The organism is Nostoc sp., from assembly GCF_036919595.1.
In the GTDB taxonomy this organism is placed as follows: Bacteria; Cyanobacteriota; Cyanobacteriia; order Cyanobacteriales; family Nostocaceae; genus Nostoc.
This window is the reverse complement of the sequence record NZ_JBALCO010000101.1, coordinates 11,842-24,405: the sequence shown is the minus strand read 5'-3', so window position 1 is coordinate 24,405 and position 12,564 is coordinate 11,842. Positions and strand designations below refer to the sequence as shown.

8 protein-coding genes, 1 tRNA gene and 1 pseudogene are annotated in these 12,564 nt (G+C 42.4%); 3 read left to right on the top strand and 7 right to left on the bottom strand.

Features of this window, described 5'->3' with window-relative positions; genetic code table 11:
• On the top strand, window positions 1-1,110 hold the full coding sequence (locus V7K21_RS15185; RefSeq protein WP_335175562.1) for a peptidoglycan-binding domain-containing protein: 1,110 nt from the start codon (window positions 1-3) through the stop codon (window positions 1,108-1,110).
• Between the two features lie 132 nt (window positions 1,111-1,242).
• Here V7K21_RS15185 and V7K21_RS15180 read toward each other — a convergent pair whose 3' ends face one another.
• From V7K21_RS15180 to lipA, 4 genes are all read right to left on the bottom strand, one after another.
• Window positions 1,243-1,698, bottom strand: coding sequence for a Fur family transcriptional regulator (locus V7K21_RS15180; RefSeq protein ID WP_104906331.1), 456 nt, complete (start codon window positions 1,696-1,698; stop codon window positions 1,243-1,245).
• Between the two features lie 897 nt (window positions 1,699-2,595).
• The gene (gene sigC, locus V7K21_RS15175) at window positions 2,596-3,846 is read right to left on the bottom strand and encodes an RNA polymerase sigma factor SigC (protein ID WP_335175560.1); all 1,251 of its coding nucleotides are present in this window, start codon (window positions 3,844-3,846) and stop codon (window positions 2,596-2,598) included.
• 689 nt (window positions 3,847-4,535) lie between these two features.
• Entirely contained in the window at window positions 4,536-5,462 is a 927-nt protein-coding gene (locus tag V7K21_RS15170) for an NAD(P)H-dependent glycerol-3-phosphate dehydrogenase (RefSeq protein ID WP_335175558.1), read from the bottom strand.
• Window positions 5,463-5,520: 58 nt separating this feature from the next.
• Complete coding sequence (lipA, locus tag V7K21_RS15165) at window positions 5,521-6,399, bottom strand: lipoyl synthase (RefSeq protein WP_335175556.1); 879 nt, start codon at window positions 6,397-6,399, stop codon at window positions 5,521-5,523.
• Between the two features lie 139 nt (window positions 6,400-6,538).
• Between lipA and V7K21_RS15160 the strand changes: the two genes are divergently transcribed.
• Window positions 6,539-6,612, top strand: a tRNA-Pro gene (locus V7K21_RS15160).
• Window positions 6,613-7,413: 801 nt separating this feature from the next.
• Here V7K21_RS15160 and V7K21_RS15155 read toward each other — a convergent pair.
• The 3 genes and pseudogenes from V7K21_RS15155 to V7K21_RS15145 all read right to left on the bottom strand — a co-directional run bounded on the left by V7K21_RS15155 (window position 7,414) and on the right by V7K21_RS15145 (window position 9,170).
• A pseudogene (locus V7K21_RS15155) lies at window positions 7,414-8,136 on the bottom strand (IS1 family transposase).
• A 191-nt stretch (window positions 8,137-8,327) separates the two neighbouring features.
• Window positions 8,328-8,606 (bottom strand): hypothetical protein, encoded by a 279-nt coding sequence (locus V7K21_RS15150; RefSeq protein ID WP_335175554.1) that lies wholly within the window; start codon window positions 8,604-8,606, stop codon window positions 8,328-8,330.
• A 249-nt stretch (window positions 8,607-8,855) separates the two neighbouring features.
• Window positions 8,856-9,170, bottom strand: coding sequence for a hypothetical protein (locus tag V7K21_RS15145; protein WP_335175552.1), 315 nt, complete (start codon window positions 9,168-9,170; stop codon window positions 8,856-8,858).
• Window positions 9,171-9,556: 386 nt separating this feature from the next.
• Between V7K21_RS15145 and V7K21_RS15140 the strand changes: the two genes are divergently transcribed.
• Entirely contained in the window at window positions 9,557-12,529 is a 2,973-nt protein-coding gene (locus V7K21_RS15140) for a helicase-related protein (protein WP_335175550.1), read from the top strand.
• The last annotated feature ends 35 nt before the right edge of the window (window positions 12,530-12,564 follow it).

The following is a 12,564-nucleotide window of genomic DNA, read 5'->3' as shown; positions in this document are numbered from 1 at the left end:
ATGGAGAATCTTGCGTATTTGCACCTAGCTTTCGCCTACGAAGACAGCACACCCAGTGAATTGGTCTTCCTCAGCTCTTTGTTTAACAAAGCAGCTGCACCAGACTGGAAACGGCTTTCTGGTAGGGCTTGGAAGTATATGTTGCCCCTTGCTCTGTCTTTGTCCATTCTTGGCGCTCTCAGCAGCGTCATGGCACTGGAAAGAGGCGATCAAGGTCCTTCTGTCAGAAATATACAACAACAGTTGAAACGGGCAGGCTTTTATCAAGCTCCAGTTACCAAAGTATATGACGTATCCACACAAGAAGCTGTGCGGCGCTTCCAAAAGGCTGCTGGTTTACCAGTGGACGGCATTGTTGGAGGAAGCACCCTGCAAAAATTAGAAAACTGGCAAGCCAAAAAATCTAGTTCTACGACTATACTAGCCAAAAACCCTAGTACTACTAGTTCAGCTAGTTCAGCAACTAGCCAGCGTCGTAATCCCAACTACCTTGCCAAGGGGGATGAAGGTGAAGATGTCAGGGTTTTGCAAGAACGCTTAAGAATCGCAGGCTTTTATTACGGAAACGCCACAGGGATATTTGGTCCAATTACTGAAGAAGCTGTCCAGCGCTTCCAAGATTCTTACAAATTAAGCGTTGATGGGATTGTTGGTCCAGCAACATTACGTAAATTGCCGGGAATTGGCATCGGTGATGGAGAAGAGGCTCCCAAAAATGTAGTCAATCGAGATAAACTCCGTGTAGGCGATCGCGGTGAGCCAGTTAGAATTGTTCAAGAACAATTGATTCAGGCAGGATATTTAGAGGGAGAGCCAAATGGCTACTATGGTCCCTACACTGCAAATGCTGTAAAGAGATTTCAGACAGCTAATCACTTAGCAGCAAGTGGCGTTGCTGGCCCAACTACCCGAGCTAAATTATATAGCTCAGTTAATACTGCCAGCAAAAGCGAGTTTAATACCCTGGAAATCCAAACGCGACTACGGGAGCGGGGTTTTTATAAAGGCAAGCTGAACGGTGTGATGGCAGATGACACTAAAAAAGCGATTAAACAAGCCCAAGAGTTCTATGGCATCAGTCTCAAGGATGTTAAGAGCGGACGCTTTTAGCATCCGCTTTGGCGTTGTTAGTATCAGTCCTCAACTGGTTGTTTGCCTCCAGTAATAGCAAATTACAAACTGCTCAAAATTCCACTTATTTGGTTAATTTGAGTAGTTTCGTCTTGTTATCTATCTAGGTAGCTAAAGTGGCATTAGTGCCCGTTGGCACTTAGGACACACTGCATGGATGGTCATTTGACAGTCAAGCAGGTGAAAACCTTCTTTTTGAGCGGTTTTCGCCCCAATTTTTAAAATTGAGTCGTTTTTAAACTCAATGGTTGAGTTGCACCGGACACAGATTAGGTGATGATGGTGATGGGGATAGGGCTGGTTGATCTCATAATGCTTATGTCCCTCGCCCAGTTCTAGTTCCCGTAAAATTCCCATCCTTGCCATCAACTTTAAAGTCCGATAAATAGTTGACAGACTGATCCCTTCACCATCAGTTTCTAGCCGATGATAAAGATCCTCCGCACTCAGATGTTCACCTTGCGGAAGTTCTTGAAAAATGTGTAAAATTGTTTCGCGCTGGGGAGTTAAACGCCAACCTCGGTCGTTCAATTCTGCCTTGAGTGAAGTAGTCGTGTAGACAGTCATACTAGTATTTCTCAACAAAGCCTGTTAGTTGAGAATATAACAAATATTTGGAGTGATTTGCAACAATCATTCTCTATTGATAATTATTACTAAATATTTCAGAAATATTCATTAAATATTGATCAAAATTCAAGTAATAAACTGTAGTGCATTTAATTTGTATACAGTTAATAGTTAGGATACTTGTAACGATTACATCCCTTGACTTTGAATTTTGAATGATTGAGTTTTGAATTGCTTAGTTGATCCCCGCCTTTAAGATATCTGAGCAAAGGCCTGGGGAAACTCTTGTACTATTAAATGCAAATTATTTGCTACAAGTCTCTAAGCTCGACTTTATCCATTTTTTGAAACCGCTCAAGCTGAGGCTGAAACCTTTGTGGGACAGTAGTTTTACTTTTTCGATTTCACCGATAATCAGTGACATGGAAAAAGTTTTTGCCGGATCAAGAGAACCAAGTTCTTAATTTTGGATAAAGTCAAGCTTAGAGGATGTTTTAAAAGTATAGTTATTAACATTAAAATCCTCGAAACCTAACCCCTCTACCTCCCTTCCCTATATTAGCGCTGGCGAACGCAGGAGCGTTTCTAAGAGTTGCCTCTGGTACAGAAGCGGCCGAAGTGCGGGAATGGGGGTTTCAAAGCCTCTCAAGAGCAGGAAAAAAATGGAAGTGAGCTTGACTTTCTAAACATCCTCTAAGCGGCTTTTGATCTGGGATAAAATCAGTCCTTTATCCCTAGTACAGTGGGCGCATAAATCTACCTACCATCTCAATTAACAAGACTTGAGGCTTAACAAGGGGCAAAATTCCTTGTTAAAGGTAGGTAAACTGACCCCACAGTGTAAGTCATTTGTCAAGTGAAGTTTTTTAATGACAAATGACTAATCACAAATGACTAAGTTAGAGACTCCAAATAGTCGCGGATGAGGTTGCGTCGCTTGGGTTGACGTAGCTTTTGCAAAGCCTTGGATTCTATTTGTCGGACTCGTTCCCGCGATAAATCAAGAGCGCGGCCAATTTCTGCTAAAGAATAAGGATGACCATCTGCCAAACCGAACCGCATCAAAATTACATCACGCTCCCGGCTAGTCAAATCTGACAGAAGATGATGCAAGTCTCTTTGTAAAGATTCTCGCATTAACATCTCTTCTGGGGTTACACTGTCGGTTTCGAGTAATTCGCCTAACTCAGTGTCTTTATCCTTGCCTACTTTGGTTTCTAAAGAAACGGAGCGAGGCACCCGCAACAAAACTTCTCGGACTTGGGTCGGTGTCATCTCTAACTCAGTAGCTAAATCTTCTAGAGTTGGGGTGCGACCTTTTTCTTGAGCAATTTTGCGTTGGGCCTTTTTGATTTTGTTTAACTTTTCGGTAATATGGACAGGGAGGCGGATGGTGCGACTAGAAGTTGCAATCGCTCGGGTAATTCCCTGACGAATCCACCAGTAGGCATAGGTACTGAAGCGGTAACCCTTAGTTGGGTCAAATTTTTCTACAGCCCGCTCTAAACCCAGTGTGCCTTCTTGGACTAAATCCAATAATTCCAAACCGCGATTTTGATATTTCTTAGCAACAGACACAACAAGGCGAAGATTAGCCTTAATCATGTGTTCTTTTGCTTGGAGTCCTTGGGACTGAATTTGCTCCAATTCTTCTACTGTCAACTTGGCGATTTCCGCCCAGCGACGTTTGCCATCTGCCAAAGTCGGTCTGAGATCTGATAGAATTATGCCAGCAGTGGCAGCCCACCTTTCTAAAGACGGGCGATGTCCTAGTTCCGAGGTCAGACGCTCCTGAACTTCAACTAACCTCTGATAGGGCGTAATAACTTCATCCCCTTGCTTGGCGGCGTTAGCAAGCACTATCCGCATCCGCAAGTAGCGCTGGACTTTTTGAGCTTCTGAAACCTCTTCATCGCGCCCTAACAACCGAACCCGACCAATTTCCTGAAGATATAGACGTACTAAGTCTGTACTCCGACGGTTAGTGTTAGTAGCAAAGTTAGCATTGTCAACAGAAGCTATCTCCAGTTCCTGTAAATCATCTACCGATAACTCACTCTCATCAACCGTGAGATCCGAGTCCAAAGTCTGGGGGGACTTTTTGGTATTGTAGGGGGCATCTGCATAAAAAGATGTTGCTGGCATAAAGATTGTCTCAATGGCTCCAGGTAACAATAGAGTACGGTCAGCTTAGATTACGGTCAGCTATTCAACTGTTGCTATTGTTCCCGTGATTTACGATGAACTAACACGGTTGAAGGTTCCATTACAATTTTTTTGGAAATTAACTGGAATGGTTTTATTGGATACAGTATTACTGAACCTAATCGGCTGCTAAACTTTTGATTTAACCAATAGCTATTCAAATCCGCAGCTAGGTTTTCAATATTTAAACTACTTAGTTAACATTTCAACCTTGAAATTTACTGATAGCAATTTTTACAAAATAGTATAAAATAGTTCAGTAAATATCATGTTTATAATTGGCATAGTCACATTTACATGGCTATAAAAGTAATATCCTGACGATTTAGCAATTTTTTCTCAGGATAATTAAGGTATAAGTATAACTAATAGATATCAGCGAAGTGATTAGTATTAACGGCAAAAATTATGTTGACACAGAGAGAGTGAGACACAGAGAAAATTCCGGGGCTGGGAACTTTGAAAGACTCAGAGAATGGAAATTTCACCATGTCAGTTTTAACCCATGAATTTCAACTTGACAGACTACTAGTACAGTGGGCGCATAAATCCAGCTACCATCTCAATTAACTAGACAACGAAGGGTAAAATCCCTTGTTAAAGGTAGACAGACTTTTGCGCCCGCTGCACTAGTAGTTGTACTCTGGCTTTATATCTCGCAACATCAGTTCATCAAGCGCTTGTCGGGGTGTGACTTCACCCTGAAGTAACCGATAAACTTGCTCGGTAATCGGGACAGGAATGTTTTGTTGCTTGGCTCGTTGCATTAAAACCCGACAAGTGTTTACTCCTTCAGCAGTTCCTTGTAAATTTGCGAGAGTTTCTGTAAGTGTCTTACCACCAGCTAGCTGATAGCCAACTTGGTAATTACGACTTAAAGGACTATTGCAGGTTGCTAACAAGTCTCCTAGACCCGATAAACCATAAAATGTTTCCGTCTTTGCACCCCAGTCGTTACCAATGCGAACCATTTCTGTAAGTCCACGGGTGACTAAAGCAGCTTTGGCATTGGTTCCTAGTTGTAAACCATCGCACACACCAGCTGCGATCGCAATGACATTTTTCAGTGTTCCCCCCAGTTCCACGCCCAAGGGGTCAGGATTGGTATATACCCGGAAACGTTGAGAAGAAAATACTAACTGCACTACTTGAGCAGCCGTGGGAATATTACTGGCTACCACCGTTGCAGCTGGTAATTCTAGTTGAATTTCTTTAGATAAATTAGGCCCAGACAGGACAACCACTGCATGGTTAGGGAATACTGTTTGCCAAATTTGCGACGGCGTACAGGTGGTTTGAGGGTCTAAACCTTTCGTCGCTGTGATAAAAATTGTCTCTGGAGAAAGGGGAAAAGACTGAACTTGGGAAGCAACATCCCTCACACCAATCATCGAGATAGCGGACAGGACTATTTGGACATCTTTTAAAACTGCTTGGATTTGGGAACCTTGACGCGACCAGACGCGCACCCTATGACCATTCGCTGCGGCGAGATTTGCCAGAGATGCACCCCAAGCACCCGCACCAAGAATTGCTACAGATTTTGGATTAGTCATTAATCAAGAGTCTCCCCATCACCCCATCCTCTTAGCTCACCAATCTAAAATCTAAAATCTAAAATTGGCTGCGGGGATAACGTTCCATTAATTCCCTAACTTGTTCTGCATGATATGAGCTTCTTGTCAATGGAGAAGAAACAACTTGTAAAAATCCAATTTCTTTGCCGAATGCCTTCCAAGCAACAAATTGTTCTGGGTTGATAAATTCATTTACCTGCAAGTGTTTTTGACTCGGTTGGAGGTATTGCCCGATTGTCAAAATGTCGCAATCTACAGTTCGCAAGTCTTGCATGACCTGGCGGATTTCGGCATCAGTTTCACCGAGTCCAACCATGATCCCAGATTTAGTGTATGTGCTAGGAGAAACTTGACCCGAGCGCTGTAATAATTCTAATGTGCGATCGTAGTTTCCTTGGGGACGCACCCGGCGATACAGGCGTGGAACAGTTTCCGTATTGTGGTTTAATACCTCTGGCGCAGCTTGTAGAATCAACTCTACAGCATTCCAATTACCGCACAAGTCAGGAATTAGCACCTCAATTGTGGTGTTGGGTGAAACAGAGCGAACCGCATTAATACACGCCACAAACTGAGATGCACCACCATCAAGCAAGTCATCTCGGTTTACAGAAGTGATTACCACATGATTAAGTTTCATGCGGTGAACAGCTGACGCTAGTCGTGCAGGTTCCGTGGGGTCTAGTGGTTTGGGTTTTTTCTCAAAATCAATATCGCAGTAGGGACAAGCGCGTGTACAAGCCGGACCCATAATCAAAAAGGTGGCAGTCCCGGCGTTGAAGCATTCACCAATATTCGGACAGGACGCTTCCTCACAAACTGTATTGAGGGCTAAATCCCGCAAAATGTCTTTAACGTTACCGATGCGCTCACGCCCAGGTGCTTTCACCCGTAACCAGTCTGGTTTTACAGTCACAATCCGCTTTTACCCTAAAGTTATACAAATTTAATCGTAGCAAGCAAAGCCTTTGATAAAGTGATCATACATATATAGATGTAATTCTGTCATTTGGCACGGGTTGTGATATTCTTAATTGATAATGCTATTTTTATGGCGGGATGTGGCGCAGCTTGGTAGCGCACTTCGTTCGGGACGAAGGGGCCGCTGGTTCGAATCCAGTCATCCCGATTGTACATGTCGAATAACTAATTATTTGTCGTCGTTAACAGATTAGTGTCGTTATTAACGATTTAAATGTCGTCTTAACAAATTAATTTAGCCGATTACCTTCAAACATCCGTTAACAAATTAATGTCGCCGATCTTTTAGGTAGAGTTAAGTCCAGTACATCTCTAATATACTTACAAATGTTGGAATATTCCCGAACGAAGTGCGCCTTTCAACCCTCTCAAAAAAATTTTAATGCTTCAAATATTGTTCTTAATCCACTCTTAGCCGGAATGTTTATTCAAACCATAAGACTCACGAGAATTACTTGTGAGTCTTTTCTGTTTAAATCCACCCCTAGCCGGAATGGTTGTTGAAACGACTTTGTTAAAACCTTACTTAATGCCCTTTTAACCTTGACCTTTCAACCCACCCCTAGCCGGAATGGTTGTTGAAACCCCGCCGCCTAGACCCCTTGCAAATAAAGCTTTCCAGTCACAAATTTGGCATATCTCTGAAAAAGCTTCCTTTGTCTCACATCAAAAAACTAAATCAACTGACATAGTGGTTTTTGAAGTTTAGACATGACAAGGGTTTTAATATTTTGGCAGGACTCCAGGGATTTTGCCCCCGCTTCGATATGCCAAAAAAATATTTGAGAGGGTTCTCCCAACGAAGGGGGTGATTCAGTAGCCACCACTGTGGTAATCCACACCGTTATAAATAATGGCTATAGCTAAAAGCCTTACTTCTTATTGCTGGGAGCGCACCTATTCCATCTATAGAATTCTAGGTAGTGGTAAATATGTAGTGATAATAAATTTAGGCACTCCGGCAAGAATTATAATAATGAATAAAATACCAGATAGCGCCAACATGGTTTTCTAGCTTTTTAGAGAAGGATAAAGTTTTTCTAACCAAACGAGAAATTCTTTGGCGCATTGTATTGTTAAAGCGTTCAATATGGTTAGTTTTGCCACTTTCTTTCCCTACTGCCTGATGACGTTTGTTAGGAATAACTTGTGCATAAACGGCCCAAAAATCTGTATAACAAACAGCGCATTGACGATAAACTGGTGGTAGAGAATTCCATAATCCCCTAGCTCCATCAACGCTTTGATCGCCAATGTAAACTCCAACTATTTCTCTAGTCTTTTTATCCAAAGCTAACCAAATCCATTGCTTATTACCTTGATGACCTACAAATGACCAAGCCTCATCACATTCAATAGTCAATTTACCTCTTAGTTTTGCTGAAACATTTACATGAGTTGGAATCTGGGTATATTTATTATTGACATATTTTTGTAACCAAGTCTCTGAAACATGAGCAGCACGAGGAATACCTGCTAGAGGTATCTTTTCAAGTAAAAGTCTATCAATCAGTTCTATAGTATCTTTACTAATAACTTTATTAGTGGGGTTTTCTATGAACTGTCAATGACCGTTTTGACACTGATATTTTGGTTTCTGATTATGAATCCTGCCATTTTTGACAGTGTGTCGAGAACCGCAATTAGGGCAAGTAGGTCTGGAGATTGACATCAGTTCTGAGATAACCAAATTTTCAAATACTGGGACTTGATAACAATTAAAACATCATAGCTAAAGTATCTATTTGAAATATTTATTAGTTGCAGGCTTTGAAATTATTTAAATAAATATATTTTCCAAGTAAACAGATAAAAAGAAATAATTTCAGTTGCTCAATTTCCATTATCACTACATATTTACCACTACCCTAGGTAGTACCACTTTTTGATAATTTTCTGGCTTTTTTGGTCTTTGATGCTTACAGGTAGCTCAGATAGCAGCACCATAAACAAAGCTGTCAGGCGTTGCTGACCGTCAAGGATTAATAGGTTTGGAGTATAACTTTCTGGTTTTAATACCCCATTGACTAAGCGGGGTTTGAATTGTCGGCTTTGATATTTTGCTGAAGCATCATTACTGCGCCAATTGGGTAAGCCAGAGATATGCTGGCAAGCAGACGACGCACATGGATATCGTCCCAAACCCAATCTCGTTAAAAATCTGGAAGTTGGATACGTCCAGTTTTAATGTCTTTCATAACATCAAGGAGAAAATATTTAGTGATGTCAAAGGTAGAGATTGAGTCCATTGGATGTTCTGCTATTTTTGTCATCAAGAAAGATGCGGCTACTCGCTACAGCTAGTACTTCTGTACCTCAGCCTAAGATTCTCTTTGGGGTAACAGCAAGAGGTTTTCGGGGCAGTTGGTCGTGAGTAGCGATCGCTTTTGCTTAATCTTGAGGAAAGTCTGGAGGTAAGATAACAATTCCTTTGACAACTAGTTGTTTAAATTGATTGATTAAATCAGCTTGCCGTAATATTCGGGTAATGTATTTAGGCCGTCGGCCAAAGTCTATCCCCCAATCTTTCACGGTTTTTGGACTATTACCTGTAACTTGTGCGATCGCATTAATACAAGCTTTACGATGATTGCGACCTGGTTCTTGGCTAACCCAGCGATGGCAATACTCCATCGGTTCGAGGGGCAACTGACGGATAATATCAATTCGGTGTTGATTTTGATGGGAGTGTCTCCCAGTTTGCATCTTACATCTTTGTGAGTTAGCGAAAGCTAGCAGTGGTAGGGAGCATTTGGATTTTTTTGGCTATTATGCCTCTATCGCTCTGTTCCTTGGCGATCGCATTCTTCAATTCATGAGAAGACAGCAATTAAAATTTGTTTGTCATACAGTCATCTTGGTAATAAATAGTACGTATTTACTATTAGTTGTGACTATATTGCTGTTGAACTTGCCGCTATTTATCCGCACTATACTTAGATTCCAATTATAAAAATCTAGTGTTTACGCGGTTAGCTTCCCCGAAATTTCCGAACTAAAACAGTATTCATTAGCACTTAATCAAAAGTAGATAGTAGGAAATCAACTTTCCTGTGTATTTTCTGCTGTCTACTCTTCAATACAGGGAAACGATGACGGAAATTTTGAACCCTACTCCAGGCTCTATAGTGAGTTGTCGCAATCGGCAGTGGGTCGTATTACCTGTGGAAAATGAGGATGTTATTCGCTTGCGTCCCATTTCAGGAAACGAAGAGGAAATAGCTGGAATTTATCAGAAGCTTCAGGAGTTAGGCATAGAAACTCTAGAATCAGCGACCTTTCCCTTGCCTAGTTCTATCAGCATAAAAGATCATACAGCAGCAATGCTTCTGATGGATGCCGCACGTCATTTGCTGCGAAGTGGAGCAGGGCCATTTCGGTGTTTGGGACGTTTATCATTGCGTCCTCGTCCCTATCAGTTAGTGCCTTTACTGATGGCGTTGCGATTAGAGGCAGTGCGTCTGCTCATTGCTGACGACGTGGGAGTTGGGAAAACCATTGAAGCTGGATTAATTGCTCGTGAACTTTTAGATAGAGGTGAAATAAAACGGATAGCTGTCCTTTGTCCTCCTCATTTATGCGATCAGTGGCAGCAAGAATTACGCGAAAAGTTTCATATTGATGCGGTGGTGGTACGTTCTGGAACAGCTTCTAAATTGGAGAGAGCAATCCCGGATGGTACTCATATATTTAGTTACTATCGACACATAATTGTTAGCCTAGACTATGCTAAAGCAGAACGCCGTCGTGCAAGTTTTATTACACACTGCCCTGATTTTGTAATTGTGGATGAGGCGCATACTTGTACCCGTCCCAGCAGCAAAAGTACATCTCAGCAGCAACGCCACCAATTAATTCAGCAGATTGCAACAGAAAGCGATGCCTACGGCGAGCTGCGCCAACGCCATTTATTATTACTTTCTGCTACTCCTCACAGTGGCATTGAAGAGTCCTTTTTATCTCTGCTAGGATTGCTTCAACCGGAGTTTGAACAATTAACCCTAGACCGACTAACAGATAAACAGCGAGACAAGCTGGCAAGTCATTTTATTCAGCGTCGGCGGGCAGATGTTAAACAGTGGTTGGGCAATGAAACACCCTTTCCTGAAAGGGATTCAGAAGAAAAGCCTTACAAGTTATCGAAGGAATATAAACAATTATTTGATGATGTCTACAGCTTTGCCCGTGGGCTAGTAAAAACTACGACACAGGACATGAGCTATGCCCAACGTCGGGGACGTTATTGGTCAGCCTTGGCGTTGATTCGTTGTGTCATGTCTTCCCCAGCTGCCGCAGTAGCAACGTTAAACCGTCAAGTGAGTAAATCCGGTAACGATAGTTTACTTACTGATTTAGACGAAGATTTAATGAGTTCTTACGTTTACGACCCTACAGACCAGGAGCAAGCTGTTGATGCAACTCCGACTGTGGTCATAGAACAGGGAAAGCATTGCTATGGCGATACAGATAAGCGTAAACTCCAAGCTTTTGTGCAAGCAGCCCAAAAGTTACAGGGTGATAAAGACCAAAAATTACAATCATGTATTTCTTCCATACAAACACTGCTTTCAGAAGGTTTTAACCCGATTATCTGGTGTCGCTATATTGCTACAGCAAATTATGTTGCTGATGCTCTCAAGCAAAAACTAGAGAAGAAAGGCAGTGAGCAGCGCCTTGGGCGGGTTTCCCGACTTGTTCGCGCAGCGTCTTTGACAGGAGAAGCGACTGCGTTAGTGCAAGCGGTAGCGAGGGACGAGCGTCACCCGCAGGGTCAAATTCGAGTCATTGCTATTACTGGGGAACTTTCAGAAGATGAACGAGAAATTCGCCTGCAAGAGTTAAAGTCATATCCTCAAAGAGTCTTAGTAGCTACTGATTGTTTAAGTGAGGGGGTAAACCTGCAATCTCACTTCAGTGCGGTGATTCACTACGATTTACCCTGGAATCCCAATCGTTTGGAACAACGGGAAGGACGTATTGACCGCTATGGTCAAACTGCAAGTCAAGTTAAGACCTTGTTGGTTTACGGTTCAGATAATCCGGTGGATGGTGCAGTTTTGGATGTGCTAATTCGCAAGGCTGTACAAATTCACAAGACTTTGGGAATTACTGTCCCCGTACCAATGGACAGCACTACGGTGTCGGAAGCTGTTTTTAAATCTTTATTTGACCGCGCTAACGATGCGGTGCAATTGTCTTTATTGGATTTGTTAGATGAACAGGAATCTGCTGTTGAGCAAGTCCATAAAAATTGGGACAAAGCTGTAGAACGGGAAAAGATTAGCCGTACTCGCTTTGCTCAAAGGTCAATCAAACCTGCGGAAGTTGAGCAAGAATTAATTGAATCTGAGCAAATTCTAGGTAGTGAACAGGATGTGGAACGGTTCGTGTTGTCGGCCGCTAATCGCCTATCTTGTTCGTTAACCAAGAAAAAACAAGGTTGGTTACTGTCCACAATTCCTGATTTTCTCCAGCCAGCATTAGGAGATAAGCCGCGCTTGTTTAGCTTTACAACCCCTGCACCAGAAGGGGTGGAATATCTAGGACGGAATCACCCACTGGTAGAAGGGTTAGCACGTCACATTATCGAAGATGCACTCTCGAATAATCAAGACCCGATCGCAGCACGGTGTGGTTTTACTACGACGGATACTGTCACCAAGCGCACGACTTTGCTGTTATTGCGGCTACGGCATTTGTTAAACAGCCCAAAACACCAAAGTTTGCTGGCGGAGGAATGTGCAGTAGTTGGATTTACTGGCCCTCCATCAAATCCCATCTGGCTGACACCAGAGGATGCAAAATCTTTGCTGGAACAAGCTAACCCTGTGGGTGATGCGCCTCCACGCATCAAACAGGCGGAAATTGAAGAGTTACTCAGCAAAATTACAGAGATTGAGTCTGATTTAGAACTATTTGCAAAAGAGCGATCGCATTCTCTTTCCCAATCACACCGACGAGTCAGAGCCATCACCCAAGAAGGGCAGATTCAGGTTAAACCCAAGTTACCAATGGACATTCTAGGCGTTTATATTCTTCAGCCAGGAAGAATTCGTAATTCGTAATTCGTAATTTTTTAGACAATTTTTTAATATTAGGT

Excerpts from the sequence above, each read along its gene's own strand:
- V7K21_RS15185 (WP_335175562.1), top strand. The coding sequence starts at position 1 with ATGGAGAATCTTGCGTATTTGCACCTAGCTTTCGCCTACGAAGACAGC.
- V7K21_RS15180 (WP_104906331.1), bottom strand. The coding sequence starts at position 1,698 with ATGACTGTCTACACGACTACTTCACTCAAGGCAGAATTGAACGACCGA.
- sigC (WP_335175560.1), bottom strand. The coding sequence starts at position 3,846 with ATGCCAGCAACATCTTTTTATGCAGATGCCCCCTACAATACCAAAAAG.
- V7K21_RS15170 (WP_335175558.1), bottom strand. The coding sequence starts at position 5,462 with ATGACTAATCCAAAATCTGTAGCAATTCTTGGTGCGGGTGCTTGGGGT.
- V7K21_RS15145 (WP_335175552.1), bottom strand. The coding sequence starts at position 9,170 with ATGCAAACTGGGAGACACTCCCATCAAAATCAACACCGAATTGATATT.
- V7K21_RS15140 (WP_335175550.1), top strand. The coding sequence starts at position 9,557 with ATGACGGAAATTTTGAACCCTACTCCAGGCTCTATAGTGAGTTGTCGC.